This is a genomic window from Halanaerobium kushneri, assembly GCF_900156285.1.
Taxonomy (GTDB): Bacteria; Bacillota; Halanaerobiia; order Halanaerobiales; family Halanaerobiaceae; genus Halanaerobium; species Halanaerobium kushneri.
This window is the reverse complement of record NZ_FTNC01000003.1, coordinates 17970-37027: the sequence shown is the minus strand read 5'-3', so window position 1 is coordinate 37027 and position 19058 is coordinate 17970. Positions and strand designations below refer to the sequence as shown.

The 19058-nt window shown below is 36.9% G+C and carries 16 protein-coding genes; 2 read left to right on the top strand and 14 right to left on the bottom strand.

From position 1 onward, the window contains the following. Positions 1 to 2 precede the first annotated feature (2 nt). From BW929_RS02930 to BW929_RS02920, 3 genes are all read right to left on the bottom strand, one after another. A complete protein-coding gene (locus tag BW929_RS02930; protein WP_076543888.1) occupies positions 3 to 923 on the bottom strand; it encodes a carbohydrate ABC transporter permease in 921 nt (306 codons plus the stop codon). Positions 924 to 1054: 131 nt separating this feature from the next. Next, positions 1055 to 2314 carry an ABC transporter substrate-binding protein gene (locus BW929_RS02925; RefSeq protein ID WP_199505790.1) on the bottom strand — a complete coding sequence of 420 codons (1260 nt, stop codon included), beginning with the start codon at positions 2312 to 2314 and terminating at the stop codon, positions 1055 to 1057. 328 nt (positions 2315 to 2642) lie between these two features. Then, the gene (locus BW929_RS02920) at positions 2643 to 3047 is read right to left on the bottom strand and encodes a flagellar protein (RefSeq protein WP_076543887.1); all 405 of its coding nucleotides are present in this window, start codon (positions 3045 to 3047) and stop codon (positions 2643 to 2645) included. A 236-nt stretch (positions 3048 to 3283) separates the two neighbouring features. Between BW929_RS02920 and BW929_RS02915 the strand changes: the two genes are divergently transcribed. Both BW929_RS02915 and BW929_RS02910 read left to right on the top strand, forming a co-directional pair. Beyond that, a complete protein-coding gene (locus BW929_RS02915; protein WP_076543886.1) occupies positions 3284 to 4294 on the top strand; it encodes a protein-glutamate methylesterase/protein-glutamine glutaminase in 1011 nt (336 codons plus the stop codon). Between the two features lie 5 nt (positions 4295 to 4299). Next, a complete protein-coding gene (locus tag BW929_RS02910) occupies positions 4300 to 5091 on the top strand; it encodes a CheR family methyltransferase (RefSeq protein ID WP_076543885.1) in 792 nt (263 codons plus the stop codon). Positions 5092 to 5195: 104 nt separating this feature from the next. Here the strand turns inward: BW929_RS02910 and BW929_RS02905 are convergent, their stop codons facing one another. The 11 genes from BW929_RS02905 to BW929_RS02855 all read right to left on the bottom strand — a co-directional run bounded on the left by BW929_RS02905 (position 5196) and on the right by BW929_RS02855 (position 19007). Further along, on the bottom strand, positions 5196 to 6305 hold the full coding sequence (locus BW929_RS02905; RefSeq protein WP_076543884.1) for an iron-containing alcohol dehydrogenase family protein: 1110 nt from the start codon (positions 6303 to 6305) through the stop codon (positions 5196 to 5198). Between the two features lie 60 nt (positions 6306 to 6365). Next, positions 6366 to 8084 carry a dihydroxy-acid dehydratase gene (gene ilvD, locus BW929_RS02900; protein ID WP_076543883.1) on the bottom strand — a complete coding sequence of 573 codons (1719 nt, stop codon included), beginning with the start codon at positions 8082 to 8084 and terminating at the stop codon, positions 6366 to 6368. A 108-nt stretch (positions 8085 to 8192) separates the two neighbouring features. Then, the gene (locus BW929_RS02895; protein WP_076543882.1) at positions 8193 to 9482 is read right to left on the bottom strand and encodes a TRAP transporter large permease; all 1290 of its coding nucleotides are present in this window, start codon (positions 9480 to 9482) and stop codon (positions 8193 to 8195) included. Further along, complete coding sequence (locus BW929_RS02890; protein WP_076543881.1) at positions 9482 to 10006, bottom strand: TRAP transporter small permease; 525 nt, start codon at positions 10004 to 10006, stop codon at positions 9482 to 9484. The genes BW929_RS02895 and BW929_RS02890 overlap by 1 nt, the downstream gene beginning before the upstream one ends. Before the next feature lie 114 nt (positions 10007 to 10120). Beyond that, positions 10121 to 11128, bottom strand: a complete 1008-nt coding sequence (locus BW929_RS02885; RefSeq protein WP_076543880.1) for a TRAP transporter substrate-binding protein — start codon at positions 11126 to 11128, stop codon at positions 10121 to 10123. A 160-nt stretch (positions 11129 to 11288) separates the two neighbouring features. Then, a complete protein-coding gene (locus BW929_RS02880) occupies positions 11289 to 12578 on the bottom strand; it encodes a nickel-dependent putative hexonate epimerase (RefSeq protein WP_076543879.1) in 1290 nt (429 codons plus the stop codon). Positions 12579 to 12629: 51 nt separating this feature from the next. Then, complete coding sequence (gene dgoD, locus BW929_RS02875; protein WP_076543878.1) at positions 12630 to 13775, bottom strand: galactonate dehydratase; 1146 nt, start codon at positions 13773 to 13775, stop codon at positions 12630 to 12632. Between the two features lie 231 nt (positions 13776 to 14006). After that, entirely contained in the window at positions 14007 to 14633 is a 627-nt protein-coding gene (locus BW929_RS02870) for a GntR family transcriptional regulator (RefSeq protein WP_076543877.1), read from the bottom strand. Between the two features lie 164 nt (positions 14634 to 14797). Then, positions 14798 to 15154 carry a nucleotidyltransferase domain-containing protein gene (locus BW929_RS02865; protein WP_076543876.1) on the bottom strand — a complete coding sequence of 119 codons (357 nt, stop codon included), beginning with the start codon at positions 15152 to 15154 and terminating at the stop codon, positions 14798 to 14800. A gap of 26 nt (positions 15155 to 15180) precedes the next feature. Beyond that, positions 15181 to 17031 carry an excinuclease ABC subunit UvrC gene (uvrC, locus tag BW929_RS02860; protein WP_076543875.1) on the bottom strand — a complete coding sequence of 617 codons (1851 nt, stop codon included), beginning with the start codon at positions 17029 to 17031 and terminating at the stop codon, positions 15181 to 15183. 80 nt (positions 17032 to 17111) lie between these two features. Next, entirely contained in the window at positions 17112 to 19007 is a 1896-nt protein-coding gene (locus BW929_RS02855) for an HD domain-containing phosphohydrolase (protein ID WP_084566068.1), read from the bottom strand. Positions 19008 to 19058 lie beyond the last annotated feature (51 nt).

Below are 19058 nucleotides of genomic sequence, written 5' to 3'. Positions count from 1 at the left end.
GCTTACTCCTCCTTAAAGCTGTTGACCAGATAAGGTATAATCAGCAGTCCAACCATCATTAAAAGTACAATTGCTATTGCCGAACCTGTTGAATAGCGGTTGGATCTAAAGGTGGCCTCAAACATATAGACTGCTGGAATATCAGTTACATTATTTGGTCCACTACCTGTCATCGCATAGATTAAAGCAAAGGCTTTTAGTGATACGTGAGCCAGTACTATAATCGCCGAAAGAGTAATTGGCTTTTGGATTGGAAATAATATTTTGGTAAAAACCTGCCACTTACTGGCACCATCAATCCGGGCTGCTTCTATCAGCTGCTGATCAATTCCCCGCAGACCGGCCAGCCACATGGCCATTGTATAACCTGAGTACTGCCAGACAGCAGCAATTATTACAGCTACCAGCGCAATATTGAAACCCAAAAAGTTACCGGTGCTGGTAAACCAGCCCCACTGAAAAACATCGAGCCCCAGCTGCTCAAAGAGCAGATTAATACCCCGGGGATTATCGGGTAAACGACCAGGAGCAAAAATCCAGCGCCAGACTGTACCTGTTACTACAAAGGAAATTGCCATCGGGAAAAGATAAAGATTCTGAAAGAAATATCCTCCTTTAGGCTTATTATTCAAAATTAAAGACAGTAAAATACCAATTGCCAGACAGCCCAGGATAAAAAAGAGAGTAAAATAAAGGGTGTTCCAGAGATCAGTCTGAAACCTCGCTTCCCGAAAGAGTCCGGCATAATTTTCTAAACCTACATAATCCTTTGCCTTCCGCATAAAACTGGAAAAAGTGTCCCAGTCAAGCAGAGAAATCTGAACACTGCGGCTGATAAAACCATAGACAAATACTGCCAGAGTAATTATTGACGGTGATAAAATTGCAAGTGAAGTAAGTGATTCTTTATGTTTTCTTTTCATAGCTATCACTCCATAAAATAAATCTTCCCCTCCTGAAAATTTACAGGAGGGGAGATATTGCATTCCCTACCGAAATAGTTTACTGCATCAGTACCTCAATTTTAACCAGATCTAAAATAAATCTAGATCAATTACTGAACATATTCCTCATAATTCTGCTGGAAGCTTTTAAATGCCTGATCAACATCTCCAGTTGTAATAAAGGAGTTAATTGTATCATTCATTGCTGTAATAAATCCTTCTGGAGCAGCAGAACCGTGAACAATAGAAGGTGCCAGAGTATCACTTGCAAAATCTTCCATTGCACTTGTTAAATAAGGATCATATTTACTCTTATCAGCATCTAAACGAGCAGGAATTGAACCCTTAATTGGGTTAAATGTATCCTGACCTGCTTTAGAGGAAATAATTTTCAACCATTTCTTAGCGTTTTCTGGATGAGGAGCACCTTTTGGCAGACCAAAGGTATCAGTTACAACTATAAAAGTTCCTTCTGAGCCTGGCACAGGTGTCCAGCCAAATTCTTCACCGGGAGTCCAGCCTAATGTTTTAAGATAACCTTCTGCCCAGTCACCCATAATATTAAATCCTGCTTCTCCCTCATTTACCAGTTGAGTAGCATCCTGCCAGGTAAGAGCAGAGTGATCTTCATTTACATACTGCATAATATCTTTAAAGTGAACTAGTGCTTCTCTGACTGCAGGATCATCTGGTGCTGTAGAGCCATCCCAGAGACCATTATAGCCATCAGGACCTAAAGTAGCTACCAATAATGTTTCAAAAATTTGACCGGCAGGCCACTTATTAGTATCACCAAGTGCCAGTGGAACTACACCAGCTTCATCCAGCTTAGCCAGAGCTTCTTTAAAGCTTGCTAGATCTGTTGGAGGTTCAACATTGTTTTCGGAAAGTACCTGATTGTTATAAAACATAATATTTGAGCGGTGAACATTAACAGGAATAGAATAATATTCGCCTTCATAAGAAGACATTTCTAAAATCTGCTGATTAAATTTGTCTTTTACTCCCCATTCTTCCAGCAGGCCGGTAATTGGTTCCATCATACCGGTTTCAACATAAGTATCAACCAGTTCTGCACCACCATGTACCTGGAATGAGTCTGGAGGATTACCCCCAACCATTCTGGTTTTTAGTACAGCCTTAGCATTAGAACCTGCACCACCTGCAACTGTAGCGTTAATCACTTCAACATCAGGATATTGTTCATTGAAAAGTTCAATTAAAGCATTTAGACCTTCTTCTTCTCCACCACCGGTCCACCAGCTAAAAATTTCAACTTCTCCTTCTTGAGCCAGAGCTGAAAAACTGAAGACAAAAAGCAAAGCCACCATAACCAGAACACTCAACACAGCACTTTTTTTCAATAACATTTTTTGTCCTCCTTATTTTTGTATTCAGACTTTAACAAATGTTGAAAACAGAATCTAATTTATACTATCCAGCTACCACCTCCACTGAACTCATTTTCCTTTTTTAACTTAACTAAATCGAATTAGAATTCAGACAAAAAAATCCGACTTCAACTATTATTATATCATATCCTCACTAAATTAAAAGATTATTTTGAAAATTCTTTCTCAAAAATGTCAGACTGAAAATATCAACTCTGATCATTCAGCCTGGCATTTTTAAACTAATATTTTAATCTTAAATAGAAAGCAGATTATTTGTCCTTTAATTTTTCATTCATTATTTTAACTAATTATTCCTTTTGAAACGTTCCTTTAAAAACATTTCCTGACTGCTTTTTTTCTTTTCTTCCTCTGGCTCAGAACCCTGATTAAAGTCACTAATCATCTTGGAACGACAGCTTGAACAAAAGAGTCCCGACTGAATTTCAGTTCCACAGCGCTTACACTTCAGGCTGTAGTCAACCAGCAGCCCCTCAGCAGCCAGTCTGTCTTCCCGCATAAACTTAATAATTAATTCTTTTTCTACTCCAGTATCCTCTGAGACTTTTTTAACCGTTGAATTAGGATTTTCCCAGAGATATTCCTTGACCAGCTCAAACTTTTCCTCTTCACTCTGACGACAATCAGGACAGACTTTCTGTCCACCTGAAGAAAACAACTTACCACATTCTTTACAATTTATAAGCTCCATGAGTCTCACTCCTGTTAACATTTTTATAAAAATTGATTAAAGAGTTACTTTTAAAGTTTCTTTATCTATATTATAACATAGAGTCATTTGAGGCTCCAGATATTTTGAGACATTTTTTGACAGATTGAGCAAAATTCGATAATTATTAGGATAATAATCAGATATTTAAAGAGGTTTTTTAGGGCAAACAAAGAATATATAAATTAGAGACAGAGATAATAAGGGAGGTTAAAATCATGCTCAAAGTTTTAATCTGTGATGATTCCGCTTTTATGAGAAAAATTTTTTCGGATACTATTGAAAAAGATGCAGAACTCAAAGTTGCGGCCACTGCCTATAACGGTAAAGATGCTCTGCGCAAACTCAAAAAAATTGATATAGATCTTTTGATGCTGGATGTTGAAATGCCTGAACTTAACGGCCTTGAAACCTTAGAAATTGTTAAAGAAAAATATCCCGAAATACCTGTAATTATGGTCAGTGCTCTGGATAATCGCGAAACAGTATTTAGAGCACTGGAGCTGGGTGCTTTTGACTTCATCCCCAAACCTTCAGGCTCTATTTCTTTAAATATTGACTCAATCAAAGAAGAACTGCTGCTTAAATTGAAGGCTGCTGCTGATTCTAAAGGCAGAATAACAAATAAGAAGGCTAAGAAAAAAGTTATCAAAAAAAATCGAGGTTTTCCGATTGTGGCAGTTGGCTCCTCTTCGGGAGGACCGCGAGCTTTAAATAAGCTGTTTGCAGATATCGGAAAAAATTCTCCGGCTGCTTTTGTGATAGTACAGCATATGCCGGCGGGATTTACAGAAACTCTAGCTGAAAGATTGAATAATATTTCTGGCCTTAAAATTAAAGAGGCAGAAGCTGGCGACCAGCTTAAACCCGGTCATGGACTTTTAGCTCCTGGAGATTATCATTTAGAAATTGACGCTCAGGGAAAAGTTAAATTGAATCAGAAAGACAGACTGCACGGTGTTCGACCCTGTGTGGACTATATGATGAAAAGTATTGCTGAAAACTTCAGTGGAGATAGACTCCTGGGAGTTATTTTAACCGGAATGGGTCATGATGGAGCAGAAGGAATGTCTGCCATTGTAAACCAGGGTGGATATGGTATAATAGAATCTAAAGAGACTGCACTTGTTTATGGCATGCCTTCAGCTGCGGCAAAGGCTGGTGCTTATCATGAAATTAAAAGAATAGATGAAATTGGCAGGAGAATTACAGAAATCGTGGAGGGATAAATTTAATGGCTATTACTTTTACAGAATTTAAAGATCAGGCTAAGGAAATTTTAAATATTGATTTAGATGGCTATAAACTAGATCGAGTTGAGCGAAGGACTAAGAGCCTGATGCGCCGATATCAGGTTGATGATTTTGATCAGTGTATTAACTTAATCAAAAATGATGGGGAATTTAAAGATGCATATTTAAACCATTTTACCATTAACACCTCGGAGTTTTTTCGCAATCCGGAAAATTTTGAGTTTTTAAAGTCAGATGTTTTTCCAAAATTATTTGAAACAAATGAAAAAGTTAAAATCTGGAGTGCTCCCTGTTCTAATGGTTCGGAACCATATACTCTGGCCATTATTTTAAAGGAGATGGGGATCAGACCATCTAAATTTGAAATTTATGCTACAGATTTAGATCACACAATTCTGGATACCGCCCGCAGAGCTGAATATAAGGAAAACTCTCTTAAAAATGTTTCCGATAAACTTTTAAAGAGATATTTTAAAGAAAGCAGTGATGGCAAAACTTATGCTCTCAGTTCTGAAATCAAAAGAATGGTAAATTTCGAGCAGAAGGATTTAATCAATGCTCGTTTTAAAAACGACTGGGATTTAATTTTAAGCCGCAATTTCTTTATTTATTTAACCAAAGACATGAAAGACGAGCTGATTAAAAAGTTTACTTCGGTCTTAAATCCAGGCGGTTATTTTTTCCTCGGCAACACCGAATATATATTTTCACCTGAAAAGTATGGTCTGGATAAAATCTTCCAGTCTTTTTATAAATACGAAGGATTATCCTGACTAAAATAATAAGCCAGCCCAAATGGGCTGGCTTTAATGTTAATTCCTCGGAGGGAGAAATTTAAATAATTTATAGCTTTTTCAACTTCGTTTTTTTAATCTTACTAATTTACCTTTTTTTCTACCTTCTGCATAGCCTCAATTATCATCTCTTCGGTTACTTTAATGGGCATCTTGAGCATTACTGTATCATTGACAGATTTAGCTGCTATTTTCGCAAGATTTTCCTCGGTAAACGGAAGTCCCAGACCTTTAAAGGAAGGAACCAAACCAAGCTGATTAAAAAACTCAATCACATCATCTATATAGTCCTGATCCTTTTCCTCCAGATAAAGCTGTACAATAATTCCATAACCTACTTTTAACCCGTGTAGTAATTCGTGGGATTCAGCCAGTGCTGTCATTCCGTTGTGAATACCATGTGCAGCTGCTCCTCGAGAAGTATTCTGGCCCAGACTCTGAATAATTGTAGTTAGATAAATATTTAGATCAATAACTTCCTTTAACTCCGGACCCAAGTCATTATTTTCACACTGTTCGACGGCTGTAATCGCCTCTGCTCGCATTTTATTATATAATATTTCTGCCAGATTCATAGCTACAACAGTTTCCAGACTGGGATTTTCTATTCCACTTTCTACTGCTTTACCCTCATACCATTTTGCTAAAGAATCTAAAATTCCCGACTTTAAATATTTAGCAGGTGCCTCAGCAATAATCTCAGGATCAACCATTACCAGTCTCGGATTCTGAGTCATAAAATAATCTCTTTCAAACTGACCATCTTCTGTATAAACAACAGCAAAGGCTGAACCTGCCGCACAGGTAGCTGCAATTGTCGGCACAGCTGCAACTGGAAGTCTGAGATCTTCGGCAGCTGCTTTGGCAGTATCAATTGCTTTACCACCACCAACTCCAATAATCAAATCAGCCTTCATCTTTTCTGCTTTTTCTTTGATAATCTCCATATTAGACTGAGAAACCTCACCCTTAAAAACATTCTTCTCCCAGTAGATACCATATTCGTCTAAAGAAGCTGTTAAATCTTCCTCGGCAGCTCTAAGTGCCCTCACACCACCAGTAATTAAAACTCTCTCTCCCCATTCACTGACATAGGCGCCAGCTTTTTTCAGAATTCCTTTTTCATTGATATACTGTGCTGGAGCCGCCTGCAGATAAGCCGTCTGGGGATCTAATTTAACTTTTTTAGTCATCTTTTTCACCTCATAGCAAAATGATTTATAGTTAATTTTCTGTCCAAACCAAAATATTTATTAGTCCATACCAATATAGGCACCTTTAGCAGCTGGAACTGCGTGCCGGACATAAAGCCCCAGAGTTCCACTATTAAACTTTAGTTCAGGTTTAACCCACTTCTCTTTTCTCCGGGCCAGTACCTGCTCAATTTCTGCGGCAGATTTTTCCTCACCCGCTATTCCAATAATATTTAAACTCCGTTCTGGAATATTAATTTCTATCAGGTCTCCATCTTCAACCAGAGCAATGGGGCCTCCATCTACTGCCTCGGGAGAAACATGTCCAATTGCTGGCCCCCGGGTAGCTCCCGAGTAACGGCCATCTGTGATTAAGGCCGTAGAAGTATTTAAAACTTCATCAGAAGCTATCGCCTCACTGGTGTAGAACATTTCAGGCATTCCAGTCCCTTTGGGTCCTTCATAACGGATAATTACTGCATCACCTGAGACAATATCACCAGAAAGAACTGCTTCCATAGCATCCTCTTCCGTGTCAAAGGCTTTAATTTTACCTTTAAATTTATGCATTTCCGGTTCAACGGCTGAATGTTTTACAACCGCCCCCATTGGTGCCAGATTACCCTTGAGCACAGCCAGTGAACCTTCGTTATTAATTGGTTCTGCTGCAGGATAAATTACATCATCAGGCAGATTAGCAGGTGCTTCACTTTCCATATATTCTAAATAGCTGAATCTCTCCAGTTCTGCAAGATTCTCTCCCAAAGTCTTTCCAGTAATAGTCATCTGGTCAAGATGTAGGTAATCTTTTAGCTCCTTCATTACTGCAGGCAGACCACCTGCATACCAGAAATAGTGGGTTGGATATTGACCACTGGTCTTGACATTGGCAATAAAGGGAATTTTACGGTGGATCTCATCAAACTCATCCAGTTCAATTTCAATTCCAAATTCGTGCGCAATTGCCGGCAGATGGAGTAAGGCATTAGTAGAACCTCCGATAGCAGCATGAATCATTATTGCATTCTCAAATGATTTACGGCTAATAATATCCGATGGTTTCAGACCTTTTTTGACCAGCTCAACTAAATAATGTCCTGCCTCTTTTGTCATTTCTGACAGTGCCTGGCTTGTTGAAGGTATTAATGCTGCCCCCGGTAAAGCAAGACCTAAAGCTTCCGCCATTAGCTGCATTGTAGAAGCTGTTCCCATAAACTGACAGGCTCCACAGCTGGGACAGGCTGAATACTGATATTCTTTAAATTCCTCTTCTGTAATTTCACCCCGCTGCAGCTCAGCAGAATAAGTTCCGATCATTTCTAAAGTCAAACCATCTGGTCCCGGAGCCATAGAGCCACCCGGTATATGAACCGCAGGTAAATCAAGTCTCATTATCGACATTAAATGTGCAGGCACCGACTTATCACAGCTGGAAAAAAGAGCAATCCCATCATAAGGAGCTGCCATTGCCTGAATCTCAACCATATTAGCGATCATTTCTCTGGAAACCAGGGAATAATTCATCCCATCATGTCCCTGGGCAATTCCATCACAGATATCAGAGGTTGTCATTCTGCTGCCCATCACATCAATCTCTTTTAATTCTTTTTTTAGTAAACTTACATATTTATCAAGATGAAAACTTCCTGGATGACCATTGCCATAAGTATTGGCAATTACAATCTGCATTTTATCTAAATCTTCTGCTTTCCAGTCCATTCCCATACGCAGAGCATCAATTTCCGGACCCTGCTTTCTAATTTCCTGACTTCTAAGCAATAAAATCAACTCCTTATTAAAAACACTTACACTTAATTAACTTTTTCTAACTAATTAAAATCTATTTAACCAATCTTGCTAGTAATATAGCTTATGTTATTTTTAAAATTAACTTACTAAATTAGGAATAAACATTACTAACTGGGGAAAAGCAAGTAGTAATCCCAGTACTGCCAGCAGAGTAAATAAGAAGGGCAGTATTGACCTTACAAGTTCTTCTAATGTTATATTAGCCACCCCGGTTGCAACATAAAGTACTGTTCCCACAGGAGGTGTAATTAAACCAATACCCAGGTTGATCGACATAATAACTCCAAAATAAACAGGATCAACACCAACTGATTCCATAACCGGCAGTAAAATCGGAGCTAAAATCAGCATTGCAGGGGTTAAATCCATTACAAAACCTACTAAAAATAGCAAAACATTGGCAATTAATAAAACTCCGATTGGACTATTAGTAATTGAAGTCAGCAGATTTGATAAGGTAAATGGTACTCGGGCCATTGTTAAAAGCCAGGCAGTTACCATTGCCATTCCACATAAAAATAATACAATTGCAGTTGTTTTAGCAGTAGCCAAAAAGATCTCGGGTAGATCTTTAACTGTAATTTCTTTATAAGCAAAAAGACCAAGTAATAAAGCCACAAAAGCTGCCACAACTCCCGCTTCAGTTGCAGTAAAAATACCACCTAATATTCCACCTACAACAAGTACCGGAATTGTTAAAGCAAGCCAGGCCCGCTTAAATGTCTTCCAGAGTCTACCCAGAGTAAATTCTGCTACCTGTTCGGACTCAACTATATGACCATAACCATGTTTTTTAGTAGTAAAATAAGTTGTGATCATTAAAGCCAGCCCAACAATAATACCGGGAATAATACCGGCCAAAAATAATCTGGCAATAGAAGTACTGGTAATAATTCCATATAAAATAAAGGGAATGCTGGGAGGAATAATAATTCCAATTACAGCTGAGGAAGCAGTAATAGCAGCTGAATAATCAGCTGGATAATCCTGCTTAATCATTGGTGGAATCAGTAATCCACCAATAGCAGCTGTGTCAGCAATCGCAGAACCAGAAATCCCACCAAAAAACATACTGGCCAGAATATTTACATGTCCTAAACCTCCAGTAATATGCCCTACAATTGCATCCGCAAAATCAACCAGTCTTTTTGCAATTCCACCACGGTTCATAACCTCTCCTACAAACATAAAAAATGGAATCGCCAGCAGTGGAAAACTATTCATACCGGAGATCATTTTTGAGGGAAGCACCATAAAAGGCAGGTCCATTGCATTCATAATTGCGATATTTGATAATCCCAGACTAAATACTACAGGTATCCCTGCCAGTACAAAAGTAAATAAAGTTCCTAAAAATAACCAGAGCATTATTCAGCACCTCCATATTCTTCAGCCGAAACAGATATTTCTTTTTCATTTTCTTTAAATAAGTCAATATGTTTTTTGATTTTTGATAAATTAATTATTACCATCATTAGACCACTAACTGGAACTACCGAATAAACATAGCTCATTGGTATATATAAAGCAGGTGATACATTGGTAGCTGAAGTTGCCACTATATAGCCATAATAGGTTATAAATGATACGACCAGTAAAATTAAAATATCAGAAATAAGATTTACTATGTTCTGTACTTTTGCTGATGGAATTCTTGCTATTACAAAATTTAAACCAACATGGTCATCAGTATTATAAGCAAGTACAGCCCCCAGAAATGAAATCCAGATAAAAATAAATCGAGACAGTTCATCTGCCCAGCCAAGTGAATTGTTTAAAACAAAACGGCTGAAAACATTTGCTCCTACAATAATAAACATTACCAGAGTTAATAAAATTAATAAAAATTTATAAATGCTAAAAAATAAATTAGAAAACCCTTTGTCTTCCATAATATTCTCCCCTTTAAACCCATTTGGCTTGAATTTTAAAATGAAGGGGGATTAGCTCCCCCTTCATCAGTTAATTATTCTTCTAAAGATTCTTTGCTTAAAATATCAGACTAATTACTGCTGTGCCTGAAATTCTTTTACCTGAGCCTGTACTTCTTCAACTAAGTCTGCACCAATTTCATCTTTAAACTGATCGTATACTGGCTGAACAGCTTCCTGGAAAGCAGCTTTTTGCTCAGGAGTTAAAATAGTTACATTCATAACATCTTTCAGTTTTTCTAAGTATTCAGCGTTCATTGCTCTGTTTGTTCTTCTGTTGTGATCTTTAGCTTTCTGAGCAGCTTCATAAACTACATCCTGTAAGTCAGAAGGTAATTTGTCATAGAACTGCTTGGAAATCATAAGTACAAATGGAGAATATACGTGTCCTGTGTTTGTTGTGTAGTCCTGTACTTCAAAGAAATTCTGTAGGTAAATTGTACCCCATGGGTTTTCCTGACCATCTACAACACCCTGCTGCATAGCTGAGAATAACTCACCAAATGCCATTGGTGTAGGGTTAGCTCCCATTTCTTTCCAGGCAGCCAGATGCATTGGATTTTCCATAGTTCTAATTTTTAGACCTTTAACATCTTCTGGAGTTTCAACAGGTCTAACACTGTTTGTTAACTGACGGTATCCATTTTCCCAGAATGCCAGACCAACAATACCAACATCTTCTAACTGCTTTAATAGATCCTGACCAACAGGTCCATCAAGAACATAGTCTGCTGCTTCGTGAGTTGGGAATAAGAAAGGTAAATCAAAGACTTTAAATCCATTAACAAAAGGAGCGATAGGAGCTGTAGAAGGACAGGTCATTTCCTGTACACCCATCTGCAGAGCTTCCATCATCTCTCTATCGTCACCAAGCTGACTGGAGTGATAAAGGTTTACTTCAATCTGACCGTCACTATTTTTCTCAACTAATTCTTTAAAGAATTCCAGAGACTTGTACTGAGCGGATTTATCGTTAAGACCGATACCAGCATTAATAGTATATTCTGCCGCCATTGTAGACACTGTGAATGTTAAAACCAATAATAGAGCAAGTGATAAGTTAATAATTAAATTTTTTCTCAAGATAATTTCCTCCTGTAAGATATTTTTTAGTTTAAGTTAATTAATTAAAATAAATTGACCAAACATATTATACTATGAATCTCCCCTCTTTTAAACTACCACCTCCTGCACCAAGATTTTTTAAAGGGCTTATAGGATTATAAACTTGCTCCTGTTTTACTTATTTATCTTGATATACCCACAATCCTGTAGCAGGATTGTTGATATAAAAGATCTCTTCTTCATTTACATTATTAAAACCATTTTCTAACTCATCTATTTTGTATTTTTCAATTGTTTGCTGATAATCTAAATAATTAAAATTTATAGCTTCAATTTCTTGTTGACTTAATTTTGGCGACGCCAGTGAAATTGTAAATCTGCCTTCAGAAGAACCATGAATCAAATGGGCTGCTGCCGAAAGATTTTCCTGTAACTCCGAATTATTATGCAAGTTCTCCAGAGTTTTTTCTGTCCCCCGATAGCCATATTTACGCAGCAGTCTATCTATTTCTTTGTCTTCTCCAAACTTATGGATACCCGGAGCAATGATAATTAAATCTCCCCCATCGGCAACTGCCATTCTGGTTCGATAAATTGCCTTACCACCAATCCAGGTGCTTTTAAATTTATCTTCTTTTAAGTAAACTACAACTTTTTCCAGTGGTTTTTCTACTTTTATTATATTTTGCTGCTGACTCAAAGCAACTGCCTTTTCAAAACTATCTCTCTCACTTCCAGCAAAAATACCTTTAATCTTTGTCAAACCAGTTTTGCTGTCTCCTACTGGCGAGTTAACAGACATTAAATATAAAAGCGGAAGTTGAGCTAAAAATTTCTGCTGACAGTAGTCATAAAGCTTCCTAACCGGAGAATGATCTTTTCCCATTATTTTTTCCATTCCGGCAAGAGCTCCCAGAAAATGTGATTTATTAATTATCTGATCTCCTCCACAGCCAACTACAATATTTTTAGTATAATTTGCCATCCCTACAACCTCATGTGGAATAACCTGGCCAATAGAGATAATAAGATCATATTTATCATCAAATAGGTGCCTGTTAATTTCTAAGGGAATCGCTTCAGTTAATTCTCCCTGAGAAAATTCTTTCATCTTAGCAGCTGGTATTTCGCCAACTTTGATTGTTTCACTTCTCCAGTTATGAGCTAAAAATCTATCTGAGGGTATTTCCCCAAACATAGACTTAAGACTTTTTCTGTCCATTGGATCGTGGGTTCCAGATGCAGGCAAAATTTCAATATTTTTAACCTGTTCAACCAGCTTAAAATATAATTTCTCAGTTATTGGTCCCAGAGCTGATGATTTACGTGTGTAATCAGGTGGAATAAGTAAGAGGTTATTTATTTTTGCATCTATTATATCTCTGGTCAGTTCAGATAAATATTTATCAATTTCTGCTTCATTAAGATATTTACCCTGACTGATAATTTCGGATTTGATTTTATTCATTTTCTTCTCTCCTAATTATGGTTTAGAGAAAACAATAAGCAATTAAAATTTTTACCACTCTGCAATAGTTCCATCCTGGTTGCGCCAGACAGGATTTTTCCAGTTATGGGCTGATTTTGCTTCCGCTCTTACCAGCTCCTCATCAATTTCTATACCAAGTCCAGCCTGGTCAGAAATTTCCGCATATCCATCTTTATATTTAAATACTTCCTTATTTACTAAATAATCCAAAAGGCCATTTCCCTGGTTATAATGAATACCAAGGCTCTGTTCCTGAATGAAAACATTTGGTGTAACAGCATCAATCTGCAAACTGGCAGCTAAATTAATTGGTCCCAGTGGAGAATGAGGAGCTACTGCTGTATCATAGGCTTCAGCCATTGCTGCAATCTTTTTAACCTCCGATATACCACCTGCATGTGATAGATCAGGTTGGATTATATCAACTTTATTGAGCTCAAAAACTTTTTTGTAATCCCAGCGGCTAAATAATCTCTCTCCCAGAGCAATTGGAATTCCAAAAGTATCCATTGTAGCCAGTGCTTCTATATTTTCAGACAGTACTGGTTCTTCAATAAACATTAAACGATAGGGTTCTAATTCTTTAAACAGAATTCGAGCCATTCCTTTATGTACTCTTCCATGAAAATCAACTGCAATTCCAAAATCAGGGCCAAGTTTTTCCCTAATAGCTGCAACTCTGGCAGCTGCCTGATCAATTTTTTTATAACTATCTATGTAATGTAATTCCTCAGTTCCATTCATTTTAACAGCTGTAAATCCGGCATCCTTTTTTTCCTGAGCCGCCTGAGCTACATTATCAGGTCTATCTCCACCAATCCAGGAATAAACTCTAACTTTATCTCTAACCTTTCCTCCCAACAGCTCGTAAACAGGCTGCTGCAGATACTTACCTTTGATATCCCAGAGTGCCTGATCAATACCAGCAATTGCACTCATTAAAACAGGCCCTCCCCGGTAAAAAGCACCTCTGTATAAAGTCTGCCAGATATCTTCTATCTGCATTGGGTTTTTATCAATTAAGTAGCTTTCCATTTCTTTTACTGCTGCTCTTACTGTATCAGCTTTCCCTTCTACAATTGCTTCTCCCCAACCAGATAACCCCTGATCAGTAGTAATTTTAAGGAAAAGCCAGCGGGGTGGAACCTTAAAAAGTTCAATTTTTTTAATTTGCACAAGAATCAACTCCTGCCTGAATAATCTTAATAAAAATTTTATTAATAACTTTTACTGATATCATTTATCTACTATTTGATATGTGATATATCAGAGTTGAGCAAAAAATATTCTTTATTTGTTAAATAAAGATTTTTTAATTATTCTGTTGCCTTTATTTTCTTTCTATTTTTAATATTACAACATTTAGCAACAAAATGCAAATAAAATTTGCATTTTTACCATCAAATTTTAAGCTCTTCTTTTTATTGCTGCATCTTCAGCAATCTCAACTCTATCTAAATGACGGTATAAAATTTCCATTGCTTTTTCTTTTTTATCATTTAAAATACAGTCAATCAAATCAATATGCTCCTGATGAGAAGTCTCCGAACGCTTATAATTTAAATAACTAAACAGCATTGTATAGTGATTTATCATTTTTAGATAGCTGTCAATTAAATAATCGTTATGAGAGGCTAGCACAATTTCTTTGTGCAATTTACTGTCATAACTGGTAAAATACTTTTTATGCCCATTCTCAAATTTATCTTTTAGATCAGAAATAACTTCTCTATTAATATCAGTAAAATAATTTTTAAGACAGTAAATTTCATGCATTTTGCGGACCTCTAAAATTTCATTGACTTCAGCTTCCGAAAAATTCTTAACAAAAAAGCCAACTCGCGGTTTATTTTCAACCAGATCCTCATTTGCCAGACGACGCAGAGCATCACGAACAGGCATCAAAGAAATACCGTGCTCTTCGGCAATCTCTCTGGTATTTAACTGCTCTCCAAGTTCTACCTCTCTATTTAAAATCTTTTCCTTTAACATTGAATAAACCTGATCTGTCAGGCTTTTTTTATTAATTGCCATAGTAACACTTCCTAATTTTTTCTGTGATATATCAGATTCTCTATATTACATATTCAACACTGAAGTTAATTCTCCTGCAAAAAAAATAAAAAATCTATAAATATTTTAAAACCACATCTTTATCTACCATGTATAACACATCCTCTTATCAAAATTCAGTTTACCTAAGTTGATTTAGTTAATCTTTCTCTCATCTTTTGATAATGATATTCCTTATAATATTTAAAATCAAAGTGTTCCCTCAGACTTTTAGAAAAATAACCTGGATAGTCAAAATCATCATTTACATATATTGGTTTTCCATGCTTCAAAACCTGAAATTTCAATAATGGTTTAGCAGAGTTTAATATTATTATATCAGTTTCTATTCCTGTCAGTTTAGAAAAATGGTTAGATAAATCAATTCTTAAATCTATATTGTTAATTTGTTCAAGAAAATATAATCGCTTAAGTTCTTTTCTTATTTCCTCAATTAAACTATCTCTTTTTATTCGTCCCTTTTCATCTCTGCTAAAATCCATAATCTTCACCTCTTTTAAGCCTGAAATCAATAGGCTCTCATATTTTCTCTTAAATAATCATAGATCTTACGCGCTGTTTTGCCGCTGATTCCATCCACCTGTTTAAGCTGCCAGATTTTAGCCTCTCTTATTTTTGCCAGAGAACCAAAGTGCTGGAGCAGGGCATTCCTTCTGGTTTCTCCCACTCCTGGAATCTCATCTAACATCGAATGGGTCAGACGCCTTGATCTAAGTTTGCGGTGATAACTGACTGCAAAGCGGTGGGCTTCATCTCTTACCCGCTGCAGCAGCTGCAGAGTAGGAGTATGGTGAGGTAAAGTGATCGGTTCACTTTCTCCAGGCCTAAAGATCTCTTCTTCTCTTTTAGCCAAACCAATAATCGGCAGGTCTTCTATACCTAAGAGTTCCAAAATCTCATAGGCTGCATTAAGCTGGCCTTTACCACCATCTATTAGAATCAGATCCGGAAGTTTTCTATCTTCACGCAAAAGTCTTGCATAGCGGCGTTCCACCACTTCTTTCATACTGGAAAAATCATCGGGTCCTTCCACAGTTTTAATTTTAAAACGCCGGTAATCCTGCTTGGAAGGTCGTCCATTTTTGAAAACAACCATTGAAGCAACAGAATCTGTACCCTGTATATTTGAGATGTCAAATCCCTCAATATGATAGGGATCATTTTCCATTTCCAGAATTTCTCCCAGCTTCTCTACAGCTCCTGAGGTACGCTGTTTTTCATATTTGCTGCGAATATCTTCCTTCTTTAAATTCTGTTCGGCATTTCGTTCAGCCATCTCCAGCATTTTTTTCTTATCACCTTTTTGCGGGTACTGGATGCTTACTTTCTTACCTTTAATATCTGCCAGTCTTTCGGCAAGTAAACTCTGATAGTTTATTTCCGTATTTAATAAGAGCTCATCAGGGATTCCAGCTGCCTGCTCATAATACTGCTGCAAAAATGAAGCCATGGTTTCTGCTTCACTTTCCTCTTCAGTTCCCTGAAGAATAAAGTATTCCTGTCCAATCAGACGGCCATTGCGGACTAAAAGCAGCTGAGCACAGGCATTATCCTCTTCTCCCTGAACCAGGGCCACCACATCCTGATCAACATTTTTATCTGTCATTACTTTCTGACTTTCACTTAATTTTTCAAATGCCTCCAGAGCATCTCTAAAACGAGCTGCTTTTTCAAAATTTCTTTCAGCAGCCGCTTCTTTCATTTTCTCCTCAACCTGATGTTTAAGCTCCACCTGACGCCCGGAAAGAAAAAGGCAGACCTGGTCAATCAGCTCATGATAATCCTCTTTACTGACAGCTCCAATACAGGGGCCTAGACATTTATCAATATGGTAATTTAAGCAGGGACGATCTTCTGGATCATCTGCCTTCAATTCCTTTTTACAGCTTCTAAGCTTAAAAATATCTTTGATCACATCAAGAGTCTTATAAATTGCATCAACATCAGCAAAGGGTCCAAAATATTTTGCTCCATCATTTTTTACAATTCTGGTTTTAAACACCCTTGGGAAATCAACATTCTTAGTCACTTTAATATAGGGATAAGTTTTATCATCCTTAAGCCTGATATTAAATTTGGGCTGGTGTTTTTTGATTAAATTAGCCTCTAGAATATAGGCTTCAACTTCTGTATCAGTTATAATATAATCAAAATCATCTATATATTTAACCAGCATTCTGGTCTTATAAGTCTGATCATTTTTACGGAAATATGATCTTACCCGACTGCGTAAAGATTTAGCTTTACCAACATAAATAATCATTCCGGTCTCATCTTTCATTAAATAAACACCGGGCTGTCGGGGTAATTCCTTGAGCTGTGCTTCTATGTGTTCTTTTCTATTTTCATTGTCTGTCATAAATATCACCTTAATTTGTGAATAATTACTTCTTCAACTGTTACAAAACAATCTTTTAAAAATAAATGATATAATATTAGCTAATCTAAACTCTCAATAAATTTTTCCACTAATTCTGGATCAAACTGAACTCCGGCAAATCTTTTCAGTTCTGCTAAAGCCTCAGCTCTAGTCAATGCCTTCTTGTAAGGTCGGCCGCTAATCATTACATCATAAGAATCAACTATTGTCAGCATCCGTGAAAGGAGTGGGATATCTTTACCACTGATTCCTTCTGGATAACCTGAACCATCCCAGCACTCATGATGATGCAGTATTTCGGAAGATATATGGGCAAAATCTTCGATGTTAGAAGTTATTCTAAAACCAGTTTCAGTATGTTTTTTGATTATCTCCCATTCTTCATCACTCAACTCTTCTGTTTTGTTTAATATTTCTTCCGGTACTGCAATTTTACCAATATCATGCATTTGAGTTAAAAGATAAAGCCGGTCCTGCTCAGAGCTAGAAAGTCCAATTTTCTGGGCAAAATCAGCCGCGAGACTACTCATCCTCTGTACATGTTCTTCAGTTTCTGAACTTTTTTCTCTTAACGAACTTAAAAAAGCTGCCAATACACTACTGCGTGCACTTTTTCTGCTGGCAATTTTATTTTTATACATTCTATCTTCTGCCCTACCTAAAACAACCATCAAATCCTCTTCAATATCTGTTTTAGCAGCAGTCCCCAGTGAAATAGAAACCTGCAGTTCTCCAGCCTCCTGCTCTAAATAAGCATTAATTCTTTTAATGATATCTTCACTCTCAGCCCTATCTGTCTGAGGTAATAACACAACAAATTCATCCCCACCCCAGCGGGCAACTATATCTTCATCCCGGCATGATTTTCGGAAAATGTCAGCAGCCTCTTTAATCAATCTATCTCCACTGGCATGACCATAAGTATCATTAATCAATTTCAAATTATTTAAATCACCCATAATTATACTAATCGGCAGCTGACGCAATGTGTCTACCCTTTTAATTTCTTCCTCTAAAAAAGCCCGATTATATAACCCGGTAAGTTTATCATGAAAACCGAGATAACGAATTTTCGCTTCACTCTGACGCCGCTCAGTTATATTTCGACAGAATCCATCGATCATAAAACTGCCGTCTTCATCTTTCTGACTGACTCGTGCATTCATTTCCAGCCACAAAATATTCCCTTCCCGATCATAGGCCTGATAAGCGAAATTATCAACCATACCCTCTGTTTTAATCTGGTTTAAAAATTGATCCCGGCGTTCAGAATTTACATAAAGAGAATTTTTGAGATCATTATAATAAGTTATAGTTTCAGATATTGAATCAAAACCTAAAATTTGAGCCATATGAGGGTTAATCATTTTCACCTGACCGGTCGATGTAGTTTTGAAAATCCCCACCGGAGAATTTTCAAATAATCTGCGATAATTCTCCTCACTTTTTTTCAACCGCCTTTCTGACTCCAGTCTTAGCTGCTCATTAATAATCTTTTCAATTCCCAGAGAAATATCTCCTGTCAGTTCAGACAGTAGTTTAATCTCCATTTCATCAAACTCGTCATCCTCAGTTGAGCAAAAAGAAAATATTCCCCAGGGTTGGTCCATAACTTCCAATAGAAAAAAAGCTCTGGAACCACAGTGTTTAGGAAAAGAAAACTCAGAGCCAGAAGAATTCTGACAGCTGTTCTGAATCACTTTATCCTGATTATTATTAATCATTGCATCCTTAAAATCAAAACCTAAATCCTTCGAAAATAAGCTGTAATTATCTCCCTTTCTAATTAAGTCACAATTCTGTTCTGTTGAAGTTAAAATTTTTAATTTTTCCTGATCTTTACTAAATTTACCGATCCAAATATTACTATATTTGCCGTAATCAAAAGTAAGCTGAGCTGCTTCTACCAGCAGATTCTCCAGCGATCTTTCTCTGACTATTAGCTGATTTACCATACTTAAAGTTCGGTAAATTTCGTTTAATTTCTGCAGGTCAGCTTCTGCTTT

What these genes read in the sequence shown, in the direction of transcription:
- BW929_RS02930 (WP_076543888.1), bottom strand. Translation starts at nt 923, where the DNA reads ATGAAAAGAAAACATAAAGAATCACTTACTTCACTTGCAATTTTATCA.
- BW929_RS02925 (WP_199505790.1), bottom strand. Translation starts at nt 2,314, where the DNA reads ATGTTATTGAAAAAAAGTGCTGTGTTGAGTGTTCTGGTTATGGTGGCT.
- BW929_RS02920 (WP_076543887.1), bottom strand. Translation starts at nt 3,047, where the DNA reads ATGGAGCTTATAAATTGTAAAGAATGTGGTAAGTTGTTTTCTTCAGGT.
- BW929_RS02915 (WP_076543886.1), top strand. Translation starts at nt 3,284, where the DNA reads ATGCTCAAAGTTTTAATCTGTGATGATTCCGCTTTTATGAGAAAAATT.
- BW929_RS02910 (WP_076543885.1), top strand. Translation starts at nt 4,300, where the DNA reads ATGGCTATTACTTTTACAGAATTTAAAGATCAGGCTAAGGAAATTTTA.
- BW929_RS02905 (WP_076543884.1), bottom strand. Translation starts at nt 6,305, where the DNA reads ATGACTAAAAAAGTTAAATTAGATCCCCAGACGGCTTATCTGCAGGCG.
- BW929_RS02895 (WP_076543882.1), bottom strand. Translation starts at nt 9,482, where the DNA reads ATGCTCTGGTTATTTTTAGGAACTTTATTTACTTTTGTACTGGCAGGG.
- BW929_RS02890 (WP_076543881.1), bottom strand. Translation starts at nt 10,006, where the DNA reads ATGGAAGACAAAGGGTTTTCTAATTTATTTTTTAGCATTTATAAATTT.
- BW929_RS02880 (WP_076543879.1), bottom strand. Translation starts at nt 12,578, where the DNA reads ATGAATAAAATCAAATCCGAAATTATCAGTCAGGGTAAATATCTTAAT.
- BW929_RS02870 (WP_076543877.1), bottom strand. Translation starts at nt 14,633, where the DNA reads ATGGCAATTAATAAAAAAAGCCTGACAGATCAGGTTTATTCAATGTTA.
- BW929_RS02865 (WP_076543876.1), bottom strand. Translation starts at nt 15,154, where the DNA reads ATGGATTTTAGCAGAGATGAAAAGGGACGAATAAAAAGAGATAGTTTA.
- uvrC (WP_076543875.1), bottom strand. Translation starts at nt 17,031, where the DNA reads ATGACAGACAATGAAAATAGAAAAGAACACATAGAAGCACAGCTCAAG.
- BW929_RS02855 (WP_084566068.1), bottom strand. Translation starts at nt 19,007, where the DNA reads ATGGTAAATCAGCTAATAGTCAGAGAAAGATCGCTGGAGAATCTGCTG.